This is a genomic window from Microcystis sp. M20BS1 (genome assembly GCF_020245305.1).
GTDB classification, from domain to species: domain Bacteria; phylum Cyanobacteriota; class Cyanobacteriia; order Cyanobacteriales; family Microcystaceae; genus Microcystis; species Microcystis ichthyoblabe_A.
In genome coordinates this window covers 1-22,867 of the sequence record NZ_JADBUZ010000004.1, presented here as the reverse complement: position 1 = coordinate 22,867, position 22,867 = coordinate 1, and the positions used below count along the sequence as shown (strand labels likewise).

Genomic DNA, 22,867 nt, shown 5'->3' with positions numbered 1-22,867 from the left:
CGTTAATTATCAGTTATCATTGATCAGTTACCAGTTACGGCATTTCTCATAAAAATGAAGTATAACCTAGAGGATAACTGCTGTAAATTGAAATATACAAAAAAGGGCGATCAATTGATCGCCCTTTTCTCCTACTAAATAGGGTTTGCTGAAAAAGCTTTTCCTAGGGGCAGGGTGTGGGGTGTGGGGTATGGGGTATGGGGTGTGGGGTTTTACCGATTTTCAGGGGGTCAATTAGCTAATTTTCAGGGAAAAAGTACCTGAATTTTCCCCCCAATCACTCCAAAGGTCGGCACTTTTTGAGGGAAAAAAAGTCTAAAAGTCTGATCCAACAAGGTTTTTAGATTTATTCAGCAAGCCCTAAATAACAAAAATTAAGGCTCTTCGTTACTTGTTATGGTTCGATAGGGGGGCATAAATCGACTAAATCCTTATCTGGCAAGAGACTTAATTGATTAGTTCGCTCTAGATAAAAAACAATTGACAAAAATTGCTAAATGCCTTTCTCTATAAGGGTTCCATCCCTTATAACTCCCGTCCATTGCATAACACGAACCGAAGAGCCAAAATTTAGAAAACTTAGGAGAGGCCTTATTAGATTTCCAGTCAGTAGAGGATTTAGAGCAATGGCTAGAAAATGAGCGTTTTTAACTTTACTGTCCAAATAAAACCGAACTATTACCAGATCCTTGGAACAAGATCCAAGTCATCAGCAGATTAGATACAAAAATCGCTAAGAGCATAGTGACTACGGCTGCGGTCGTAGCTTGGCCGACTCCCTTAGCACCGCCATCGGTCGTTAAACCCCAATTACAGCCGATAATCGCAATTAAAGCCCCAAAAACCAACCCTTTAACCGGTCCACTCAGCACGTCTCCCACGCGCAGGAAACCGCGAACCGAGTCGAGAAAAACTGAATTAGCAATCCCGTATAAACTTTGGCCGACCAGCAAACCGCTACCTAAACCGATCAGCAACGCCATAATACTCAAAGCGGGAACCATCAGACAACAGGCAATTAAACGAGGCAGCACCAGATATTCCACGGGATCGGTTTTGAGCATATAGAGTGCGTCGATCTGCTCTGTCACCTTCATGGTGCCGATTTCCGCCGCAAAAGCCGATCCTACCCGACCGGCTACCACGATCGCCATCATAATCGGACAGAGTTCCCGACCGAGAGCAAGGGCCAAAATTCCCCCCACCATACTGCCAGCACCCAAAGCTTGGAACTCCCGGGCCACTTGGATAGTAAAGATCATCCCGATCACCGCAGCCGTGATCATGGCAATAATCAGGGAAGCAGGCCCGGCTGCCACCATTTGTTCTTGGGTGACGCGCCAATCGGGTTTGCGCGTGAATAGGAAGTAAAAAACCCTGCCGGTTAAGAGTATCGCTAACCAACAGCGCCGAAACCAAGAGCTTAATTCCTTGCTAAAAATCGCCAATAAATCCTTCATGGCCACCAAAATCGATCGGACTAGAGAAAAGTCTATCCTGTTTTGTCTTCTAACTCCCATTTCCTACCACGCTATGGATAGCGCAGAATTTTTATACTGAACTAAAATAGCGATCGCTGATTAGCTGGTAGTGAATAATTAGAACTCTTGCAAATTGATTATATGTTATAGCAATAGGTTGGCCAATTCAAGTCTGAATTGCATCACTATCTGAAAAAAGAGCGGAAGTTAGGGAACTGGTTCCTCGCTATCCACTTTCGGGGTTGGGTTTTGGGGAGATTGCTGAAGTTCTTGCCAGCGAGTTTCTGCCAGTTGTTTTTGTGTTTGCACTTCTTGGTCATTGGAACGATAACGAAGTGATTCTTGATAAGCTTGAATCGCTCGCTCGTATTGACCGAGTTTAAACCAACTATTGCCTAAACTTTTCCAGGTTTCGGGGTTATCTTTTTGTCTTTGAATCGCCTGTTGATAGGCGGTTATGGCTTGGGAATAGTCGCCTAAACGATAGCAAGCGTTACCGATACCGATAAAAACTTCAGATTTTCGGGAAGAAATACGGCGAGCTTTTTCGTAGGATGCGATCGCTTCTTGAAATCTTTCCAGTTGATGAAGTAATGCGCCTTGATTTAACCAAGCTTGATAATAATTAGAATTGGCTTTAGTTGCTTGAGTAAATGCCTCCAAAGCTTCTGAATTGCGGCCTAATTTTTGCAGAATAATCCCTTGACTATAGTGAGCTTGGGAAAATTGGGGATTAAATTGTCCGGCTTTGCTATAACTTTCTAAAGCATTATTAATTTTATTTAATTGATACAAACTATTACCTTTTTGATACCAAATTAAGGCATTATCTGACTCGATCGCTAGAGCCTGATCGTAGGCTTTAACTGCCCCTTCATAATCCTCAAGATTTTGTAATGACCAGCCTTTTTTATACCAGATTTTGGCATCATTTTGCTGAAAAGTTAACAATTTGTCAAGAGCTTTTTGGGCGGCGGAATATTGTTGCAGTTCTAGATAAATATCGGCTTTACCTTGCCAAGCTTGACTAGCGGCAGGATTAAGAGATAAGACCCGCTCAAAACTTTCTAAAGCCTCCTGATTTTTATCTAATTTATCTAAAGCTTCCCCGCGACCGAGCCAAGCTTGCCAAGCGGAATCTGGGTTAATTTGAATAGCTTTTTCGTAGGTATTTAAAGCTTCCGAGTATCTTTTTAAAGCCAATAAAGCATCGGCTTTTCCTTGCAATGCCTCAAGATAATCGGGATTAATTTTTAAGGCTTGACCATAGGAATTAAGGGCATCAGTATAACGTTTGAGTTGATAAAAAGTCTGACCTTGTTGATAGTAACCAAGAGAATTACGAGAATTTTGCCAATAGTCAAACCCCAGATAAGCACCAGCTATTAAACCAATTGTCCCCGATACAAACAAGATTTTTGTTAGCAAAGATTTCCCTTGACGAGCAACTTGACTTTGAGATTTCACTGCCTGGGTAATTTTCGGATCGAGATGATGAATTTTTCCTAATTTTCTCAGAGCGATTAATGCTTCACTGGCGCTGGTATAACGCTGACGAAAATCATAGCGGATCATGCGATCGATAACATCACTAAACTCGGCGCTAGTCATGGCCAAATGTTGCCAGAGAATTTCCCCCGTGGGAGCATCCAAGGGAATATCTTGGGGAGCTTTACCGGTTAAAGCTTGTAATCCAATCATACCAGTGGCATAGATATCGCTACTAAAACGGGGATAACCTTGGGCCTGTTCACTGGGGAAATAACCGGGGGTACCGATAGCGACTGTAGAAACGGTTTTACCTTCTTTAACTACTTGAGTGCTAATTTGTTTGACAGCACCAAAATCAATTAAAACCAATTGATCATCTTGGCTGCGACGAATAAGATTGAAGGGATTAACATCGCGATGGATCACCTGTTTCTGATGGACAAATTCGAGAATTGAGAGAATTTCTATTAATAAAGCCACTACTTTCTCTTCATTTTGCCTATAGACACCGGCAGTAATTTCTGTGGCTAAATCTTCCCCTTCAATGTATTCCTGCACGAGGAAAAATTGCCCATTTTCCTCAAAATAAGCAAATAAACGGGGAATATGGCGATGATTGCCCAATTCTTGCAGGATTTTCGCCTCGGTTTCAAAGAGTCGTCTAGCGATGGCTACAGTTTCGGCATTCCGGCACTGGGGTTGAAATTGTTTGATCACACAGCGATTTTGATTGGGTAACTGGCGATCGCAGGCCAAAAAAGTCTGTCCGAATCCCCCTTTTCCCAATTGACGGATAATTTGGTAGCGATGACTAAGGATTTTTCCGGCAGCGAGTTCCATAGACGATGGCAATCCGAGGTTTTTTACCATTCTAGGCTTTTCGACTCTCTTTTGCGGTCGATGGACAAAATGCAGAAATTCTGCCATTCTACTTTTTTCCCTATAGAAAGGGAAAAAATTCCCTGTGGAGGGGACTGACATGACAGACAGAAAAAAATAATCTAGAAACAGAGAAAGTTCACTGTTGTTTTTTGAGAGGATAACCGCTATGTCTATCAATCCTGTTACCAGAGCCAGTACAGCCTTACTGATTACCCTGCTCATGGGTTCCACGTCCGGCACTTTTCCCGTCCTCGCTCAAAGTAATATTAATCGGCAAAGTCTCATCGCTCAACAAATCTCGATTCCGGCGGGAACAGTTATCCCTTTGAATTACGAGAAAGCCGATAAAATTTTAGTTTCTAAAAGTGATGTTATTCCTCTGACTTTAACCGTAGCCAGAGATATTCGTAACCGGAATGGGAGTGTGGTGATTGCAGCGGGAAGTGAAGTCAAGGGTACTTTACAAGCGATGGGCCAAGGTGTGCGGTTTATTGCCGAGGAAATTCGCCTCGATGGGGGTAATCGCACTATTCCCCTCAATGCCACTTCGCGATTAATTACTACCACTGAAACCGTGCGTAAAGGGGCAAAAACTCAAGATATCTTAGCGGGAACCGTCGCCGGTGCGGGGGCAGCCACAGCGATCGCTGCCCTTACGGGCGATCGCAAGATCGAAGTTCTCGATGTCTTAGCGGGGGCAGCCGTGGGAACCCTTGCAGGATGGGGTTTACCGACGGCGGGAATTGTCGGTGGTAGTTCCGCGCAGTTATACTCTGTTAACCCCGATCGAGATTTAAATATTACCCTGCAATCGCCCCTAGTGATCAGAGATTAGTAAACGGCAAACCATCACCAAATCCGCCAGCAGACGGATTTGGTGTCAAGTCATTGGTTTAATCGGAGCGATCGATTTGTTAGATTTTTAATAGTCGGTCTGTCAACCGATAGACAGAAACAGTTAAAACATCAGAATTCAGAGATCAAAGTATGAAACTTCCTACAGGGTTACGGCGAACTATTACCCACGCTTTGGCAACTTTTCTGGGAGTTATGCTCGGTTTTAGCAGTTTAGCGGCGGTAAATGCTCAAAATCTGCCCACTGCTGCCGCCGATCTGGCCAGAATTCCCCCGGAGATGACGGCGGAAAGTTTTGTCGCTAAGGCAGTGGCCCGCACAGGTGCGGCAGTGGTGCGAATTGACACCGAAGCGATCATTACTCGTCCCAATAGCCCCTTTTTTGATGATCCTTTTTTTCAGGAGTTTTTTGGAGAACAGTTTCGTCTTCCCACCCAGCAGCGAGTGGCGGGCCAGGGATCGGGTTTTATTATCGATGGCAGTGGTTTAATCTTAACTAATGCCCATGTGGTCGATAATGCCGATAAGGTAACGGTAACTTTAAAAGATGGTCGTAGCTTCAAGGGAGAAGTACGCGGTACTGATGAGATCACTGATTTAGCCGTGGTGAAAATTAATCCCCAAGGGGAAAAATTACCTGTGGCCGTCCTGGGCAATTCCGCATCCATACAAGTGGGGGACTGGGCGATCGCAGTAGGCAATCCCGTCGGTCTAGATAATACGGTAACTTTAGGAATTATTAGCACGATCGGGCGCTCGGCGGCTAAGGCGGGTATTCCCGATAAACGCATTGATTTTATCCAAACCGATGCCGCTATTAACCCCGGCAATTCCGGCGGTCCTTTACTCAACGCCCAAGGGGAAGTCATCGGCATCAATACGGCGATTCGTGCTGATGCCATGGGGATCGGTTTTGCCATTCCCATCGACCGGGCCAAACAGTTACAAGCAACCCTAGAATCAGGTCAAAAGGTGGCCCATCCCTATATCGGTGTGCAGATGGTTAATCTAACTCCCGATTTAGCCCGGGCTAATAATCAAAACCCCAATTCTGCCATGATCGTCCCGGAAGTGTCGGGAATTTTGGTGGTGAAAGTCCTACCCAATACCCCCGCCGAAAAAGCCGGGATCCGTCGCGCGGATGTGATTGTTAAAGCTAATAATCAACCGGTTAGCGATGGCGCTGAGTTACAGGAAATGGTGGAAAAAGCCGGGATCGGTCAATCTTTACCCCTAAGAATCAGAAGGGGGGAAAGGGCGATCGATCTCACCGTAATCACCGCCCAAATGTCAAATCAGTAATCAGTAATCAGTAATCAGTTATCAGTTATCAGTTATCAGATGTAAGTTTTCAGTTCACTGTTTACTGTTCACTGAAAATACTCCCCATCACCAAATCGGTTTTTTTCCTTGAGAGAGTTCTCGGTTTTTCCTCTCGCCCCTATAATCTGTGTGTAAATTAGCTTTATTTCTTTGCGAGGATAATAACTATGGATCCGGCTCAAGTTAGCAATCAAATGTACTTTATCAGGGATTTAGCGATTAGCTTCGGGGCGAAATTAATCGGGGCGATCGTACTCTGGTTTATCGGTAAATGGTTGATTAATCTAGCGGTTAATCTGCTCAAAACCAGTTTGGCGAAGGGCAACGTCGATCCTACCATCATTAGATATATCATTTCTTTCATCCTCATTGCCCTGCAAGTTGTCCTGATCGTGGCGATTTTGGGCTTTTTTGGCGTTGAAACCACTTCTTTTGCCGCACTTTTAGCCGCTACTGGTATTGCGATCGGGGCTGCCTGGGGGGGGCTGTTGGCCAATTTTGCCGCCGGGGCTTTTTTAGTTATGTTCCGTCCCTTCAAGGTGGGCGATTTTGTCTCTGCGGGAGGTATAACTGGCACGGTGGACGAATTGGGTTTATTTGCCACTACTATTAACACTCCTGACAACATTAAAACTGTAGTCGGCAATAACAGCATTTTTTCTGGGAATATTCAAAATTTTTCCGCTAATCCCTATCGTCGTGTGGAGTTGACCGCTCAATTAAGTCACGGGGTAAATGTCCCAGAAGCGATCGCTCTGTTAAAGGATAAAATTAGCCGTATCCCCAATGTTTTGACTGATCCCGCTCCCGATGTGGAAATTTTAGAATTTAATCCCTCCGGACTTCTCTTAGCAGTACGTCCCTATTGCAGTAACGATAACTATTGGCAGGTCTATTTTGACACTAATAAGGTTATCTATGAATCCTTCGGTGAAGCGGGCTATCCTATTCCTGCTACCCACACGGTTTTACACAATCGATAGACCGGGTTAAGCGAAGACCAGTTTTATGCCGAAAAAGCCGGGATCCGTCGCGCGGATGTGATTGTTAAAGCTAATAATCAACCGGTTAGCGATGGCGCTGAGTTACAGGAAATGGTGGAAAAAGCCTGGATCGGTCAATCTTTACCCCTAAGAATCAGAAGGGAGGAAAGGGCGATCGATCTCACCGTAATCACCGCCCAAATGTCAAATCAGTAATCGGCAGTCCGGAGTCAGTTATCAGATGTGAGTTTTCAGTTCACTGATCACGGTTCTTCGTTACTTGGTATAGTTCGATCGGGTGGCATAAATCGACTAAATCCTTATCTGACAAGAGACTTAATTGATTAGCTCGCTCTAGATCGAAAACAATTGACAAATATCGCAGCAATGTCTTTCTCTATAAGGGTTTCATCTCCTATCATCCCGTCCCGGCTCTTCTCGACTTTGTGTGATAATTTTTGCTTATGGAATCGTGAAATGTTGACGGAGAAAGACTTTTACGACTATTTTGCCGAAGAAACTATCAGTATAGGCTTCGTTTCCACACAGAAACCGGAAGAGCCTATAAGGGTTTCATCTCCTATCATCCCGTCCCTTGCATAAGACAAACCGAAGAGCCCAAAAAAGACCAGGTAAGGATGAGAAAGTCTTAGAAAAGAAGATACAATAAATCTTGAAAAGTTATCGTTTAACTGGATATCTTGAATACTAAATTGAGAAAAAGATTAGTTATAAAAAAGTCTATAAAGGTCGTGGAAGAGGAGTCTATTTATAAGTACCTAAGCAAAATGGCTCTCTTAGGTTTGGTGGGCAAAATGTATTCTAAGATACATTCTCAAGAGCGAGGGGGTGGAACGAACCACAAAGACACAAAGGACACAAAGACTGATCAATCCTATGTAAGTTAAACTTATCACACAGAACCTAGAAGAGCCGCAAAATTAATTACACATATCTAACCACCTCTTGCCTCCTGCCTTTTGCCCATCTTCACTAGGAAATTTATTTTGCACGACTACTTATGAGATGCAGCCCTTTCACCTTGAGGATTTATTCGGTAACGAGAAAATGCTATGATTCGGGTTGAATTTACCAAGTTTATTAAATTATGCGTTCTCCCCAATTAATTGTTCTATTGCTCGGTTTATCCCTTCTCCCCGGTATCTCCCCCCCTTTTGTCCATGCTAATCCCTCGATAGTGCCGGTGAAACAATCGGGTAATCGCGATTGGGGACAAAAAATCAGTGAAGCGGAAATTAAAGCAATGATTCAAGACATTGAAACCGCCATTAAAGATAAAAATATCCCCCTAATCCTCAAACACTATGCCCCGTTTATTTCCTCGCAATTGACCATTAAAACCGATGCTAGTACCGAAATTTTTGAGTTAGATGGCATCACGGAACATAAAATATTTTTAGAGGAATCCTACAAAAATATTAAAAGTATAGAGGTTCTTTCTGAGAATTGGGACGTGGATATTCTTGCTAATAACGAGATGGCGATTATCACTCGCGAGCGGGTAGTCAATATTACCAACACCGAGGGTGATAACTATATAGTTGCATCGGAAGCGGTGGCTAAAGTCGCTCCCATCGACGGCAAATTGAGGATATTTTCCATTCAAGAAACCGCCGAAGTGGGACGCAGACCAAAAAAATAATTAACTTCTCCGGTTGGGACTGGACCAACCCGACTCCCGCCGTCTTCTTCCCTCGATAAAACCGTCATCGTAGTCTCTGGAATTGCGCGGATTATCATAGCGGGCAAAGTTAAACCCGTCCTCTAGTCCGCGCTGAAATTCTTGCTCTGGTGGCACAAATCGATAACGTTGTCTATTATCCTGTACCGCCCGGTTGATTAACAAGGCCCCCGCTCCAATACCAACGGCCTCACCAAAGGTTAAAGACCTAGCATAATTGATGTTAATTGTCAAGAGAGTTGTTGTTAAAATTAAGGCTTTTCCCCAATGTTGACTCATAAAATCCTCCTTCAAAAAATCAGGTTGACAACAAAACCAGTACAGATAGAGAGTTTCTCATAAAATCGACCACCGACTCCCTAAAATGAAAACTTTGTACCTCATCATTACGATAAATAAGATCAAGAAGTTTTAGAAGAATGGGAGTGAAAGCGAATACCTAGGAAGACATCGTAGAGAAAACTCCAGAAATTCTTACCTTGCAGTAAACCCAAAGACTGTTCACAGTCTTTTGCGTCTAAAAGCGGTTTAGTGGCATAGTATGCCGGTTGGTATTTGTACCAGGGAATCGACGGCCAAAGATGATGCACGAGATGATAATTCTGCCCTAAAATCAGCAGATTTAACAGGGGACTGGGGTAAACTCGGGCATTTTTCCAACGATTACGCTCTTGGAAAGGACGATGGGGGAGATAATCGAAAAATAAACCGAGGGCAATTCCCACCACTAAAGCGGGAACAAACCAAAAATTCATCACATAGCTGATAAAACCGTATTGACAGGCGACGATGACTATGGTAGCCACAAAAAGACGACTGAGGAACCATTCCAGTAGTTCGTATTTTCGCCAGAGTTGCCGCTTAAAAAAGAAGATTTCGTGATAAAAAAATCTGGCCGCAATCATCCACAACGGTCCACCAGTGGAGACAAAATGATCCGGATCATTTTCGGGATCGTTAACGTGCGCGTGGTGCTGTAAATGGACTCTAGTGAAGACCGGAAAGGCAAAACCGAGCATTAAAGCACTACCATGACCTAAAATAGCATTAAATAGCCGATTGCTATGGGCAGAATTATGAGAAGCATCGTGGATAACTGTCCCCGATAAATGTAAAGCGAGGACATTAGCACTAAAACAAATCCAGTCCGGCCAGGACCATAGCCAATAGCCACAGGTAGATAGGGTTATTAGGCTCAAGGCACTGAAAAACATGGTAACGTTTGGGTTGAAGCCCCCCGGTGCTTTTAAATACTCTTTGGGGACTGTCAGCAACATCTCGGCCGACTGCATTATGGGTGTTGCTCCTTATTGTGTTCGCTTTACTGGCGTAAATTATCATACTACGCCTTTTTCATAAAGTTTTGTAACATTATCTTAATTAATCTAAAGCTATGAAGAAAGTAAGGATTTGTTATATGGTCTTCCCCCCTCAGTCCCCGAAGGAAAAGCAAGGCTACAAGAGAAAATCACGGGCGCTTAACGCCAGTTTCGCACTTAAATGATTAAAAAATTCGGCTAGAGACTCGGCTTGAGAAGGAGCGATCGCCTGTTTCCCCCCTATCACCGATTCTACTCTATCCCGATCGCCGAAAATATCGACAAGACACTCCCTATCGATATCGAATTCATCAAGTAAAGATTCTAACGTAGCGGTAGGATTTGTTCGGGCGATCGGATAATGTTTCCGCTCGTATTCTTCCACTAATAACACCAGTAAATCGAATAATATTCCTTCGTCATTGCTTAACTCCCGTGACATCATCTCTTCAATTATGCTTAAAAATCGCTCGTATTCTTGCGAGTTATTAATCGGTTTCGGTTGATACTGCAAGCGACCTTGAACCTCTACTAAATTTTTCCAGTTAGCCTTACTAGCGAAGTTATACCAATCGGTAAGAGCTTCTTCTGCGTCCGAGTGGCGTTCCCAAAACTCTCCTAATTTAACTTTACTGATCACGCGCATCGATCGCTAGTTTTATTGTTGTTTTTAACTTAGATAAACATCGATCGCTCTGATAATTATAGTGTATGTCAATTTTACCGATCGCTCCCCGCACCCCAGAAAAGCGCACCACTTCGCCGCTCTCTTGGGAGATCGCCCTCAATCCCCAATCGAGTAATCAATAGCTAGATAAAGCATAATAAATATAAATAGCAACAACCTTGACAAAATCGGGGGGGGGGGTAAGATTTGGCTAGATTTTAAACAAATTCAAGTCAGAATATGTCCCTGAAAAAATACTTCAACAAACCCCTAACCGTCGCCCTCGCCACAGTAGCCACCGCCACCCTCGCACCGGTTGCCAGTGCCGCCACTTTTAACTTTTCCTACACCTCCAGCTTAGGAACCATCACTGCGACGGTGGACGGAACCCTGCAACCAGATAACAACAGGGTATTCGTCAGTTCTATCAGTAATACCACCTTTAACGGCTCTCCCGCTCCTGCCCTCCCGTTCATAGGTTCTTTTGACGCTTTTAACCTTTCTGGTGGTAGTCTAACGGGTCAGGCGGTGCTATCCTTAGACGGATCGGGACTAGATTTTATCGCTTGTAACACCACGAATTGTAATGATCTATTCGGCTTTGGCACCTCTAACGACATTGCGGGGAACGTGGTTACGGGGTTCGCTTCCGACGGTAGTTACGGTTCTACTGTTGAACTCTTCGTCCTCGCCAATTATTCCCTGACCACCGTTCCCGAACCAGCGACGGTTCTCGGTTTACTCTCCGTTGCCGGGGTGGGTTTATTGTGCAAAGGCCGGAAACTAGAAAAGTAATTTTGACCGACTAAAAATTAAATTGATTGGGAACGGGTTGTGCGATTGTGGCAGCCCGTTTTAGTCTTTGATCAGGATCGGGAGATCGATCGCACAATTAACCAAAGGGAATAAATCAGATGGTAGATAAAATCACTGCCAACGACATATTGGAACGTTTACGAACCCTGAAACCCGAACTAGCGGAACGATACGCGATCAATCGAATCGGCATTTTCGGCTCGGTAGCCAGAGAGGAAACCCGACCGACGAGCGATATAGATATAGTGGTATGTATGCCCCCCGATCTGCTTAAAAGAGTCAGACTGAAAGCCGAACTAGAGAACCTATTCGGACGGGAAGTGGACGTGATCCGCTATCGGGATTCTCTGAATCCTTACCTCAAGGCACGGATCGATCGAGAGGCCATTTATGTGTGATCGATCGCTTCTATTCGAGTTATTACTAGAGCTTGAAGAGGCGATCCGCCGGATCGAGCGGCGATTTACCCGGATTCAAAAAGCCGATGATTTCATCGCCGATGATGATGGACTCGATCGATTGGATGGCATTAGTATGATGTTGATTGCGATTAGTGAAAATATTAGAAGACTCGATCGGCTAATGGCAGAGAGTTTAGCGAATCGCTATCCGGAAATTCCTTGGTCGGAGATTAAGGGAATCAGAAATATTCTCGCCCACGATTATTTTGACATCGATCCAGAGGAAATTTATCGGATTTGTAGGGAGGATCTGGCGATTTTGAAGCGGGTACTCGGGAAAATACGTCACGACCTCTTGTAATTATCGAAATTTCCCAATCAAACTGCTCCGCTCGGTCTTCACCCCGACATTTTTGATAAGGTTAAAAATCGCTTGGAGGGTTTAAGGTGATGGAAGGAAAAGAAACAGGACTAAATGAACGGGAACTAGAGGAAATTCTGGAAATGGCACGGGATGCGGCGGAAAAAGCCCGATCGATGTGCGAGGTAATCACAGAAAATTCAAAAAAATGGCGAGAAAGAGCGAAACAATCGCCGCAAGTGAGATCGGGTGGCTGAAGTAACCGAACCGATATTTATGGGGAATAGTCGGGGGTTCGATCGATACGATAAACTAAACGATATCCACTCCAGAAAACCGCGATGGTTCAAGCGACCGAATATCTCTATATCGTTCGAGACGACGAGATTTTACACGGGGAACCAATTATCAAAGGAACGCGTACACCCGTCCGCGCCATCGTCGAAACTTGGCGTCTGGGGGTCGCTCCCGAAGAAATACCCCTAGGAATGCCCCATCTGACGTTAAGTCAGATTTTCAGTGCGTTGACCTATTACAGCGACCATCTAGAGGAAATTAACGCTTATATCGAGCATAACCGCGTTCCCGACGACTTAATCGATCCGCTGCTAAAAAATTCGTGAATAATCTCTTCGGCATAAAGGAACCCTTGTCACATCGAAACATTTCCTTAAGATATAAGACCGAAGGTCCAGTCTGGATACAAAATTGATATACCTAGAATCGCTACTCTGGCTCACCCTCTAGGCCCTTCCCTTCCAGACTGCTAGGCTATTAGACAAGATGAATAACAATCAAACTCCACGGAAACAAGGACTATACGATCCCCAATTTGAACATGATGCTTGTGGTGTCGGTTTTATCGTTCATAAAACGGGGAAAAAGTCCCACGATATTGTTGAACAGGCCTTAACAATTCTACTAAACCTCGATCACCGTGGCGCGTGCGGTGCGGAAAAAAATACCGGAGATGGGGCGGGTATTTTATGCCAAATCCCTGACCTATTTTTCCGGAAAGTGACCAGCAATCTAGGTTTTACCTTACCAGCAGCCGGACAATACGGGGTAGGAATGCTCTACACGGCCCCTGATGCCGAAATTCGCGGGAAAAGTCGCCAGGAATTCGAGAAAATCGCCGCCGAAGAGGGGTTAAAAGTTCTCGGTTGGCGTGATGTTCCCACGGATAACTCTAGTTTGGGCAATTCGGCCAAATCTACCGAACCCTTTATCGAACAGGTTTTCATCGAACGCGATGCCAATTTAAGCGATGATCTGGCCTTTGAACGCAAATTATACGTTATTCGCAAGCGTTCCCACCTTAATCGTCAATCTTTTAATCGTTACTGGTATCCTTGCAGTATTTCTAGTCGTACCATTGTCTATAAAGGGCAATTAATGCCAGTACAGGTGGGTGACTATTTTCCCGATTTACACGACCCCGACTTTCAAAGTGCTTTAGGATTAGTCCATTCCCGTTTTAGTACCAATACCTTCCCCAGTTGGGAACGCGCCCACCCTTACCGTTATATTGCCCACAATGGCGAAATTAATACCCTGCGAGGTAATATTAACTGGATGCACGCCCGTCAGTCGATGTTTGCCTCACCCTTATTCGGGGAAGACATCAAAAAAATCCAGCCGGTTATTAATATCGAGGGTAGTGACTCCTTAATTTTTGATAATGCCCTAGAATTAATGGTTTTATCGGGGCGTTCTCTCCCTCACGCTGTCATGATGATGATTCCTGAACCCTGGGCGGCCCACGAATCGATGAGTGATGAGAAAAAAGCCTTTTATGAATACCATTCCTGTTTGATGGAACCCTGGGATGGTCCGGCCTCGATCGCTTTTACCGATGGTACGATGATGGGAGCAGTGTTAGACCGCAATGGTTTGCGTCCTTCCCGTTACTACGTCACCAAAGATGACCTAGTAATTATGGCATCGGAAGCGGGAGTTTTACCCATTGAACCGGAACGGGTCGCTTTTAAAGGTCGTCTGCAACCCGGCCGGATGTTCCTTGTGGATATGAAAGAAGGTCGTATCGTGGCCGATGAGGAGATAAAAGAAGCTATTGCCAAAGCTCATCCCTATCGCCAGTGGTTAAACGAAAATTTAGTCAATTTGGACGATTTACCGGCGGTGGAAACTGCGCCACCGGAAACTGCTGTTTCCCTAATTCAACAGCAAACCGCTTTCGGTTACACTTTTGAGGAATTACGTCTTTTATTAGCCCCCATGGGCCGGGATGGAGTGGAAGCAGTGGGTTCCATGGGTTCCGATACACCCCTAGCCGTCTTGTCCGATCGCCCAAAACTGCTTTATGATTACTTTCAGCAGTTATTCGCCCAAGTCACTAACCCCCCGATTGACTCGATTCGCGAAGAAATTATCACCTCTCCCATCACCACTATCGGTGCGGAGAGAAATCTCCTGGATCCGCAGCCAGAAAGCTGTCACCTGATTAAACTTAACTCTCCCATCCTCACTAATGCCCAATTAGCGCGTTTACAGGGCAATAGCGAATTTAAAACCGTGACTATTCCCATTCTCTTCGATCCCACTTCGGGAGTCGAGGGGATGCGTAGCACAATTGAGGCAATTTGTCAAGAGGTGGACGAGGCAATTTTAGCGGGCGCGAGCATTATTATTTTAAGCGATCGAGGTATCGATAAAAATCACGCTCCGATTCCCTCACTGCTGGCAGTTGCCGGTTTACACCACCACCTCATCCGGCAGGGAACCCGTACCAGAGTCGGCCTTGTCCTGGAATCCGGCGAACCCCGGGAAGTGCATCACTACGCCCTTCTCCTCGGTTATGGTTGCGGTGCGATTAATCCCTATCTAGCCTTTGCCACCCTCGGCAGTATGATCGAGGAAGGATTATTGGTAGGAGTTGACCACCAGAGTGCCTGTAAAAACTACATAAAAGCCGCCACCAAGGGCGTAATTAAAGTGGCCTCTAAAATTGGCATTTCTACCCTGCAAAGCTACCGTGGGGCGCAAATATTCGAGGCTATTGGCTTAAATCGATCGGTAGTCGATCGCTATTTTACTTGGACAGCTTCCCGCATTGAAGGGGCCGATTTAGCAATTATTGCCAAAGAATCCCTACTCAGACATGGCCACGCTTTCCCCGACCGGGATGTTAATGTGCATACCCTCGATATTGGCGGTGAATATCAATGGCGTAAGGACGGGGAAGCCCATCTTTTTAGCCCAGAAACCATTCATACCCTGCAACAAGCGGTAAAATTGGGCAAATACGACCTCTTTAAGCAGTATTCCCAACTGGTCAACCAACAGAATCAAAAATTCTTCACTCTGCGGGGACTATTAACCTTTAAAAACCGGGAAAGTATCCCCATCGAAGAAGTGGAACCGATTGAAGCGATTATGAAACGCTTTAAAACCGGGGCCATGAGTTACGGTTCCATTTCCAAAGAGGCCCACGAATCCCTCGCTATTGCCATGAATCGTATCGGTGGCAAGTCTAACACCGGGGAAGGCGGCGAAGATTCCGAGCGCTACACTTGGACAAATGAACAGGGAGACTCGAAAAATAGTGCCATTAAACAGGTAGCTTCCGGCCGTTTTGGTGTCACCAGTCTTTACCTTTCCCAAGCGCGAGAATTGCAGATAAAGATGGCCCAGGGGGCAAAACCGGGCGAAGGCGGTCAATTACCGGGTAAAAAAGTCTATCCTTGGATTGCCAAAGTCCGTCACTCCACCCCCGGAGTTGGTTTAATCTCTCCCCCACCCCACCACGATATCTACTCCATTGAAGACCTAGCGGAGTTGATTCATGACCTAAAAAATGCCAATCGCGCGGCCAGAGTGAGCGTAAAACTGGTTTCTGAGGTGGGAGTTGGTACAATCGCCGCCGGAGTCGCTAAAGCTCACGCTGACGTGGTTTTAATCTCTGGTTTCGATGGTGGGACCGGTGCCTCACCCCAAACCTCGATTAAACACGCGGGTTTACCTTGGGAGTTGGGACTAGCAGAAACCCATCAAACATTGGTGTTAAATAATCTTCGCAGTCGCATTGCGGTGGAAACCGATGGCCAGATGAAAACCGGCCGCGATGTGGTGGTAGCGACCCTATTGGGGGCCGAAGAATTCGGTTTTTCGACCGCGCCACTGGTGACGTTAGGCTGTATTATGATGCGGGTTTGTCATCTTAATACCTGTCCGGCGGGGGTAGCGACCCAGGATCCGTTATTACGGAAGAATTTCATCGGGGATCCTGAATATACGGTGAATTTCATGAAATTTATCGCCCAGGAAGTGCGGGAAATTATGGCCGAATTGGGATTCCGCACCTTAAATGAAATGGTGGGGCGAACTGATGTATTAGAGCCAAAACAGGCTGTAGAACATTGGAAAGCGAAAGGAATTGACCTAACTCCGATTCTCTATCAACCGGAGGTAGATGCAGAGGTAGGGCGTTATTGCCAGATTCCCCAGGACCACGGTTTAGATAAGTCCTTGGATATAACCGTTTTAGTGGATTTATGCAAAGATGCCATTGAAAAAGGCGAAAAAGTCAAGGCGACACTACCGATTAAAAATATTAACCGCGTGGTGGGGACGATTTTAGGCAACGAAATCACTAAACGTCACTGGGAGGGTTTACCCGAAGATACCGTACATCTCCATTTTCAGGGCAGCGCGGGGCAAAGTTTCGGTGCTTTTGTTCCCAAAGGGGTGACACTGGAGTTAGAAGGGGATGCCAATGATTATGTGGGTAAGGGTTTAAGCGGTGGCAAAATCATCGTTTATCCGCCCAAAGGTTCCACTTTTGTGGCCGAGGAGAATATTATCATCGGTAATGTGGCTTTATACGGCGCGACCAGTGGTGAGGTGTATATTTCTGGGGTTGCTGGGGAACGTTTTGGGGTGCGTAACTCTGGGGTGACTACGGTGGTTGAGGCTGTTGGCGACCATGCTTGCGAGTATATGACGGGGGGTAAAGTCGTTGTTTTAGGGCCCACCGGTCGCAATTTCGCCGCCGGGATGAGTGGTGGTGTCGCCTACGTCCTCGATGAGTCGGGGGATTTCGCCACTCGTTGCAATACCCAAATGGTAGCTTTAGAGGCGCTAGAAGGGGAAGAAATCGACGATTTACGCGAGTTAATTCAACACCATGCTGATTACACCCAAAGTCAAAAAGCAGCCCTGGTTTTAGCAAATTGGTCGGAAATGTTGCCCAAGTTTGTTAAAGTAATGCCCAAGGATTATAAGCGGATGTTGCAGTGTATTAAAGAGGCGTTAGATTCCGGTTTAACCGGCGATTCTGCCCTCGATGCCGCTTTTGAAGCCAATGCCCGCGATGTGGCAAGGATTGGCGGTAGTTAGAGGTTAAGGGGGGCTGAATAAGCCCCCTATTGTATAGATACGGCAAAATATGGTCAAAAATCAACTTCCTAATATAAATTCTTTGCAAGCTCTAAATCGTTTAGAACTTCAGATTCAAAGTTCTTTTAAAAAAATTAAGCTAGGAGATGCCTTATATTCTTTACACAGTTTAAAAAATCAACATTCACAGCTTAATGCGACTACGCCAGAATTTTTACCTTTTTTAAATGCTGGGGCGGCTTTATTTGCTATCAGATTTTGCACTCCTAGTAAAGTAGAAACAACAATTAAATATCACGATCTTAGATGTTTGGTAAATTTGACTTTAAAATATTTACAGGCAGATCCGATAACTCTTGATGAAGAACTTAAAAATGAATTTATTAATTCTAACCCTGTTTTTTTAATGCTCCGTTTAGTTAGTCATCAGTTCCCATTTCGACCGAATATTTTTGGTCAATTTGCACGTCCAGTTATTCTATTCGACGAGATACCCAGACAATTAAATTACTTACCTAATATTCCTAAATTTGATTTTGCAAAAAAATTTCAAGAAATTAGCGATGTTTCTTTGAGGGACTTTATTAATACTGGTTTTTGTATATATAGTTTTTCTTCTAGTCATTTTAGTATTAGTAGAAACTATTTTAAAGTTGCCCGTAAAAAAGGTTTAAGTCTTCCAGACGATTATTCTATCAATAAAATTTTATTACAACTTTCGGCGGATAAATCAAAGTTTGTAAATCTATATGAAGAAAGAAAAAATGAAGATGATAGGTTCAAAGCCTATAATTTCAATCCACTGGTACAGTATCCACTTATTAAACCTTGTCAGAATAAACAATTTTCAATATTAGAAAAAGACTTTATTCATGCACCAGTTCCTGACTTAATAGCTTCGAGAATTTCATCAGGAATTTTTTATCAAATGTTTAATTACTATAAACAAGAATTTTCATCTTATTTTGGTTATGTTTTTGAAAGATATGTTGGAATTATTCTCAAAGAGTGTATATTTTCAGAAACATTATTTTCGGAGGAAAAAATTCGTACTTTCTATCCAATCAATAAAGGTAAATCTCCTGATTGGATACTGCAAGACGGTTCAACTTTAATCCTTTTTGAATGCAAAGCAACACGCTTTTCTAGAGCGGCACAAGCTATCGCTAGTGAAGATCACATTAATTCTAGTCTGGTACAAATAACGAAAGGATTAAAACAACTAGCAAGCTTTATTTCAGAGTGTCAGAAAAAAACGGTCGAGCTTAGTTGTTTTCACAATTGTAATACTTTTATACCTGTTATTGTTTCTTTGGAACCTTTATATCTTATCAATAGCCATTTGTTTCGAGAACATTTAGATAGTTTATTAATCCAAGAGGGAGTCAATAAGTTTGACTGGAGAATATTGTCTATAGATGAACTAGAGTTGCTACAGGTACATCTTTCTACAGATTATAAATTAATACAAATGCTTGATGATTTATTAAATGAAACCTTTAATAATCTTTTGATAAGATTAAGCACTCAAACTGGAAAAAAATTTCAAGATTCCTTTTTATATCCCAAACAGGAAGAAATATTTCAAAGGCTAGGTGTATGGAACAGATTAAAACAATATTTAGCATTAAATCCAGATAATGATTAATCTACGAACACTATAAGTTTATGAAGGCATAAAAACAGTAACAGGCTTATGATTTAGTTGATAAGCTAAACGGCGCTTAACCTGCATGATCCAACAGCTATAACCCTTTTGGAGTCTATATCGGTGATCCGAAGTAAAAGCCGTTTAGCTTAAGACAAATATCAGCTTGATTTTATCACAAGATATTCCCGAAGAATGATTATCTGCGGGGGACGTGGGAACATTAGTAGAAAAACATCAAATTGAGGGATTAGAAACGGGGTATATTGTCGAGTTTTTCGATAGGTTGGGAAAAACGATTACTGTTGTCAGCATGGCCGAAAATTCCCTCCGTTTCCCCACCCCTCTGAGGACTCGTGTTAAACTGATTAATCATGCTGGTGTCTAGAAGCGACCTATGCCAAACTTAACCTTAAGCAACGAACAAGTGATCGAATTAGTCAAACAACTCCCCGAAGCACAGCAACAGGAAGTTTATAAAATTCTCATCCTCAGTCAGTGGAGACAGTTGGAACCAGTATTTAATGAAGGAGCAGAAAGAGCTAGAATCGTAGCCAAAGAACGCGGCCGTGATTGGGATACTATGACGGAAGACGAAAGAGAAGAATTTATCGATGAAATCGTTCACGAAAAATAGTGACCTATGTAGTTGTTTTTGATACAAATATATTAATCTCTGCTTGGCTGTCTAAAAACAGCCCTACATTTTCCTGCTTATCGTTAGCGAAGACGGGATCGGTATCTTCAGTAACTTGCCAAGAGATTTTAGACGAATTATCCGAAAAACTTCAGCAGAAATTTCAAATATCTGAACGGGGACTTAGAGAATATATCGCGGAAATTCGTCAATTTTCTAGCCTTGTTCCGATAACAAGACAACTGAGAGCGGTTCCCAACGATCCCGATGACGATATGATCATAGAATGTGCGATCGCTGGCAAGGCTACCCATATTATCACGGGGGACAAACATCTTCTTTCACTGGTTGAATATCAAAATATTCAGATCGTGAAAGCAAAAGACTTTTTGGACTTTTTAGATCGAAATAATAACCATGAATTATGAACTTTACTCAATGGGATTTTATTAAAATATATTCGCGAAGCAAGATTATCCGCAGGAGACGTGGGGACATTGGTAGAAAAACATCAAATCGAGGGATTAGAAACGGGTTATAGTGTCGAGTTTTCCGATAGGTTGAGAAAAACGATCGCCCTACCAAAGACGTTGAATACCGTACCGATCTAAAATAGTATCTACACTAATAATCGGAATATTTTCAACAATGGCTTGAGCTACCAGAAGGCGATCAAAGGGGTCTTTATGATAAAAAGGAAGGGTGATCAGCGCATCCGTATGTTCTGGTGTGATGGCAAGGATATTAAATTGATATTGATTAAGGCATACGTCGATAAAATCTTTGTAAGATTGATGTAAAATGAGTTTACCGATACTGATTTTGATGGCGATTTCCCAATAGGATGCTGGGCTGATTAATATTTCGTTATTTTGGTTAATAATTAGTTGATGGGCGGCGCTACTTAGTGGGGATTCGTTGAGTGTGTACCAAAGCAGAGTATGGGTATCGATTAGACATTTCAATGCAGATACTCCGCAAAGTCTTGTAAGTGTTCTTCATCATCGGCCACGATGGTAATCATTCCTTTACATAGGCCAGGCCCCGGACGTTGGGGAGATGGAGATGTGGGGGTTTGCCCGATTAATTTGGCTAGTGGGAGATTATTATCGGTAATCAACAATTCTTCTCCCGGTTTGAGATTGTATATCAGTTCGGGCAGTTTGGCTTGAGCTTCTTGGAGAGAGACAATCATAATTTTACGGCAAGCGCGAAGATGAAAGGACTTTCTAGGCCGATAATTTCTCGATTCTAACCGATCGAACCCCGGAAGGTGTAGGCGAACCGAAAACCTTCTCCATTAAGGACTGGTGTTAAACTGATTAATCATGCTGGTGTCTAGAATTGACCTATGCCGAACTTAACCTTAAGCAACGAACAAGTTATCGACTTATTCAAACAACTCCCCAAAGCACAGCAAGAATGAGCCTTAATACTATGAGCAAAATTTCGATCGAAGTCAGTCCCGAAGCGGCAGAAGTCTATCAATCCGCATCCCCGGAGGAACAAGAACGCGTCCGGGTTCTTGTCGATTTGCTAATTAGAAAGCCAGTTAACAGCGATATCGATTTCTTGAGAAAACTAATGGACGAAATTAGTGATGAGGCGGAAGCTAGAGGATTAACCCCCGAAATCCTAGAATCTTTATTAAATGAGCCTTGAATACTATTTCGTTTTCGATACCAACGTTTTAGTAAGCGCGCTTCTGTCTAAAAACGGCAAAGCTCGTCAGGCATTAGACAAAGCCCAAAATATCGGCAAGCTTTTAATGTCCGAATCTACTTTGTTAGAATTGATCACTGTTTTCAATCGTGCCAAATTCGATAGATATGCCTCCTCAGCAAAAAGGCGGCTATTTATAACGGCGATAGAAAGAACCGAGGAAATTGTCGTGATTCGAGAGAAAATCAAGGTTTGCAGAGATGAGAAAAATAATCAGTATTTAGAACTAGCGATCGATGGTCAAGCTACCTGTATTGTAAGCGGCGATTCTGATCTATTAGTTTTAAATCCATTTCGAGAAATCCCAATTTTAACGATTCAAGAATTTCTAGATCATGACTTTTCCCGTTAGCGATCAGTCCCCCCACCCACGAGCCGGCTAGAGACTCGTGTTAAACTGATTAATCATGCTGGTGTCTAGAATTGACCTATGCCGAACTTAACCTTAAGCAACGAACAAGTGATCGAATTAGTCAAACAACTCCCCGAAGACCAGAAACAGGAAGTTTATAAAATTCTCATCCTCAGTCAGTCGGACCGATGGGAATCCTTGTCTAACTACGCCATTGACAAAGCTCGAATCGTAGCCAAAGAACGCGGCTATGATTGGGATACCATGACGGAAGAAGAAAAAGAAGAATTTATCGATGAAATCGTTCACGAACCATCATAATATCCACCGAATTTACAGAGTGTATTTTACCATGAATATTACCTTAAATCCCGAATTAGAACAATTAATTAACTCTCAATTAGCGACAGGAAACTATAACAGCGTTGAAGATTTATTAAAAGACGCTTTGTTAAATTTAGCGGACAAACAAAACCGTCAGACTTTAAGCCAAAAAGTTAAAGAACTCTTTGATAAAACTCAATCCTTACCCGGCGTTCAGGATATTACCGAAGAAGATATCGCCGCAGAAATTGAAGCCTATCGGAGAGGCGAATGAAAGTCGTGATCGATACGAATATTCTAGTTTCGGCAATTTTAAAAGGAAGGTTGCCGAGAACGGTTATACAATTCGTGATCGAGTCTAATAAAATCGAATGGATTGTTTCCGAAGCTATTTTAACTGAATATCTGGACTTCCCCGTTGACAAAAGGCCATAACCTATGCTGTAGGAGGGATTAAGAGAATTTCCGCCGCCCCGTTACTGGGTACAAATCAGGGAAACTCCCAATAAATCTAACGCTTTTTGTTGCAGTTGGGTCGGTCGAGT

Annotated in this window: 26 protein-coding genes and 3 pseudogenes; 22 read left to right on the top strand and 7 right to left on the bottom strand. The window is 43.6% G+C overall.

Features of this window, described 5'->3' with window-relative positions:
* Positions 1-564: 564 nt before the first annotated feature.
* Positions 565-651 (top strand): annotated as a pseudogene (locus IM507_RS23370) (DUF4351 domain-containing protein); the annotation flags it as partial.
* Positions 652-653: 2 nt separating this feature from the next.
* Here the strand turns inward: IM507_RS23370 and IM507_RS00500 are convergent.
* Both IM507_RS00500 and IM507_RS00495 read right to left on the bottom strand, forming a co-directional pair.
* Positions 654-1,460, bottom strand: a complete 807-nt coding sequence (locus IM507_RS00500) for an MlaE family lipid ABC transporter permease subunit (protein ID WP_002736708.1) — start codon at positions 1,458-1,460, stop codon at positions 654-656.
* 228 nt (positions 1,461-1,688) lie between these two features.
* Positions 1,689-3,812, bottom strand: a complete 2,124-nt coding sequence (locus IM507_RS00495; protein ID WP_123229966.1) for a serine/threonine-protein kinase — start codon at positions 3,810-3,812, stop codon at positions 1,689-1,691.
* Between the two features lie 208 nt (positions 3,813-4,020).
* Here IM507_RS00495 and IM507_RS00490 point away from each other — a divergent pair, with 208 nt between their 5' ends.
* From IM507_RS00490 to IM507_RS00470, 5 genes and pseudogenes are all read left to right on the top strand, one after another.
* On the top strand, positions 4,021-4,689 hold the full coding sequence (locus IM507_RS00490) for a hypothetical protein (RefSeq protein ID WP_042790849.1): 669 nt from the start codon (positions 4,021-4,023) through the stop codon (positions 4,687-4,689).
* A 152-nt stretch (positions 4,690-4,841) separates the two neighbouring features.
* Entirely contained in the window at positions 4,842-6,011 is a 1,170-nt protein-coding gene (locus IM507_RS00485) for an HhoA/HhoB/HtrA family serine endopeptidase (RefSeq protein ID WP_069475338.1), read from the top strand.
* 188 nt (positions 6,012-6,199) lie between these two features.
* Entirely contained in the window at positions 6,200-7,015 is an 816-nt protein-coding gene (locus IM507_RS00480; RefSeq protein WP_069475339.1) for a mechanosensitive ion channel family protein, read from the top strand.
* Between the two features lie 27 nt (positions 7,016-7,042).
* Positions 7,043-7,231, top strand: a pseudogene (locus IM507_RS00475) (PDZ domain-containing protein); the annotation flags it as partial.
* Positions 7,232-8,123: 892 nt separating this feature from the next.
* The gene (locus IM507_RS00470) at positions 8,124-8,678 is read left to right on the top strand and encodes a hypothetical protein (protein WP_002737808.1); all 555 of its coding nucleotides are present in this window, start codon (positions 8,124-8,126) and stop codon (positions 8,676-8,678) included.
* Here IM507_RS00470 and IM507_RS00465 read toward each other — a convergent pair whose 3' ends face one another.
* The 3 genes from IM507_RS00465 to IM507_RS00455 form a co-directional block, all read right to left on the bottom strand.
* The gene (locus IM507_RS00465) at positions 8,679-8,996 is read right to left on the bottom strand and encodes a hypothetical protein (protein WP_002736138.1); all 318 of its coding nucleotides are present in this window, start codon (positions 8,994-8,996) and stop codon (positions 8,679-8,681) included.
* A 122-nt stretch (positions 8,997-9,118) separates the two neighbouring features.
* Positions 9,119-10,009, bottom strand: a complete 891-nt coding sequence (gene crtR, locus IM507_RS00460; protein ID WP_002737746.1) for a beta-carotene hydroxylase — start codon at positions 10,007-10,009, stop codon at positions 9,119-9,121.
* A 163-nt stretch (positions 10,010-10,172) separates the two neighbouring features.
* Positions 10,173-10,682, bottom strand: a complete 510-nt coding sequence (locus tag IM507_RS00455; protein WP_002736408.1) for a hypothetical protein — start codon at positions 10,680-10,682, stop codon at positions 10,173-10,175.
* Between the two features lie 261 nt (positions 10,683-10,943).
* Between IM507_RS00455 and IM507_RS00450 the strand changes: the two genes are divergently transcribed.
* From IM507_RS00450 to IM507_RS00400, 11 genes and pseudogenes are all read left to right on the top strand, one after another.
* Entirely contained in the window at positions 10,944-11,498 is a 555-nt protein-coding gene (locus IM507_RS00450) for a PEP-CTERM sorting domain-containing protein (protein WP_002736121.1), read from the top strand.
* A 119-nt stretch (positions 11,499-11,617) separates the two neighbouring features.
* Positions 11,618-11,917 carry a nucleotidyltransferase family protein gene (locus IM507_RS00445; protein ID WP_069475340.1) on the top strand — a complete coding sequence of 100 codons (300 nt, stop codon included), beginning with the start codon at positions 11,618-11,620 and terminating at the stop codon, positions 11,915-11,917.
* Complete coding sequence (locus IM507_RS00440; RefSeq protein WP_002738003.1) at positions 11,910-12,281, top strand: HepT-like ribonuclease domain-containing protein; 372 nt, start codon at positions 11,910-11,912, stop codon at positions 12,279-12,281. Before IM507_RS00445 ends, IM507_RS00440 begins: the two co-directional genes overlap by 8 nt.
* 89 nt (positions 12,282-12,370) lie before the next feature.
* Complete coding sequence (locus tag IM507_RS00435; protein ID WP_004163258.1) at positions 12,371-12,538, top strand: hypothetical protein; 168 nt, start codon at positions 12,371-12,373, stop codon at positions 12,536-12,538.
* Positions 12,539-12,622: 84 nt separating this feature from the next.
* Positions 12,623-12,904: a DUF433 domain-containing protein gene (locus IM507_RS00430; RefSeq protein ID WP_002750657.1), complete on the top strand. Its 282-nt coding sequence runs from the start codon at positions 12,623-12,625 to the stop codon at positions 12,902-12,904.
* 160 nt (positions 12,905-13,064) lie between these two features.
* Positions 13,065-17,639, top strand: a complete 4,575-nt coding sequence (gene gltB / locus IM507_RS00425) for a glutamate synthase large subunit (protein ID WP_287636302.1) — start codon at positions 13,065-13,067, stop codon at positions 17,637-17,639.
* A 49-nt stretch (positions 17,640-17,688) separates the two neighbouring features.
* Positions 17,689-19,287, top strand: coding sequence for a hypothetical protein (locus tag IM507_RS00420; RefSeq protein WP_072923853.1), 1,599 nt, complete (start codon positions 17,689-17,691; stop codon positions 19,285-19,287).
* 211 nt (positions 19,288-19,498) lie between these two features.
* Positions 19,499-19,675 (top strand): annotated as a pseudogene (locus IM507_RS00415) (DUF4926 domain-containing protein); the annotation flags it as partial.
* A gap of 9 nt (positions 19,676-19,684) precedes the next feature.
* Positions 19,685-19,924, top strand: a complete 240-nt coding sequence (locus IM507_RS00410) for a hypothetical protein (RefSeq protein ID WP_052275296.1) — start codon at positions 19,685-19,687, stop codon at positions 19,922-19,924.
* The gene (locus IM507_RS00405; protein ID WP_287636300.1) at positions 19,924-20,352 is read left to right on the top strand and encodes a putative toxin-antitoxin system toxin component, PIN family; all 429 of its coding nucleotides are present in this window, start codon (positions 19,924-19,926) and stop codon (positions 20,350-20,352) included. Before IM507_RS00410 ends, IM507_RS00405 begins: the two co-directional genes overlap by 1 nt.
* A gap of 60 nt (positions 20,353-20,412) precedes the next feature.
* Positions 20,413-20,535 (top strand): hypothetical protein, encoded by a 123-nt coding sequence (locus IM507_RS00400; protein WP_235194812.1) that lies wholly within the window; start codon positions 20,413-20,415, stop codon positions 20,533-20,535.
* On the opposite strand, the gene IM507_RS00395 is transcribed toward IM507_RS00400, so the two are convergent.
* Both IM507_RS00395 and IM507_RS00390 read right to left on the bottom strand, forming a co-directional pair.
* Positions 20,503-20,889, bottom strand: a complete 387-nt coding sequence (locus IM507_RS00395) for a type II toxin-antitoxin system VapC family toxin (protein WP_002750641.1) — start codon at positions 20,887-20,889, stop codon at positions 20,503-20,505. The two genes, IM507_RS00400 and IM507_RS00395, sit on opposite strands and share 33 nt — an antisense overlap.
* Positions 20,886-21,119 carry a type II toxin-antitoxin system Phd/YefM family antitoxin gene (locus IM507_RS00390; protein ID WP_024968712.1) on the bottom strand — a complete coding sequence of 78 codons (234 nt, stop codon included), beginning with the start codon at positions 21,117-21,119 and terminating at the stop codon, positions 20,886-20,888. The genes IM507_RS00395 and IM507_RS00390 overlap by 4 nt, the downstream gene beginning before the upstream one ends.
* Positions 21,120-21,361: 242 nt before the next feature.
* Between IM507_RS00390 and IM507_RS00385 the strand changes: the two genes are divergently transcribed.
* The 5 genes from IM507_RS00385 (at position 21,362) to IM507_RS00365 (ending at position 22,757) form a co-directional block, all read left to right on the top strand.
* Positions 21,362-21,586, top strand: a complete 225-nt coding sequence (locus IM507_RS00385; protein WP_002748889.1) for a C2H2-type zinc finger protein — start codon at positions 21,362-21,364, stop codon at positions 21,584-21,586.
* Positions 21,576-21,998 carry a putative toxin-antitoxin system toxin component, PIN family gene (locus tag IM507_RS00380; RefSeq protein WP_287636297.1) on the top strand — a complete coding sequence of 141 codons (423 nt, stop codon included), beginning with the start codon at positions 21,576-21,578 and terminating at the stop codon, positions 21,996-21,998. Before IM507_RS00385 ends, IM507_RS00380 begins: the two co-directional genes overlap by 11 nt.
* Before the next feature lie 78 nt (positions 21,999-22,076).
* Positions 22,077-22,319, top strand: a complete 243-nt coding sequence (locus IM507_RS00375) for a hypothetical protein (protein WP_002737040.1) — start codon at positions 22,077-22,079, stop codon at positions 22,317-22,319.
* A gap of 31 nt (positions 22,320-22,350) precedes the next feature.
* A complete protein-coding gene (locus IM507_RS00370) occupies positions 22,351-22,596 on the top strand; it encodes a ribbon-helix-helix domain-containing protein (protein ID WP_002750632.1) in 246 nt (81 codons plus the stop codon).
* Entirely contained in the window at positions 22,593-22,757 is a 165-nt protein-coding gene (locus IM507_RS00365; protein ID WP_287636295.1) for a putative toxin-antitoxin system toxin component, PIN family, read from the top strand. Before IM507_RS00370 ends, IM507_RS00365 begins: the two co-directional genes overlap by 4 nt.
* The last annotated feature ends 110 nt before the right edge of the window (positions 22,758-22,867 follow it).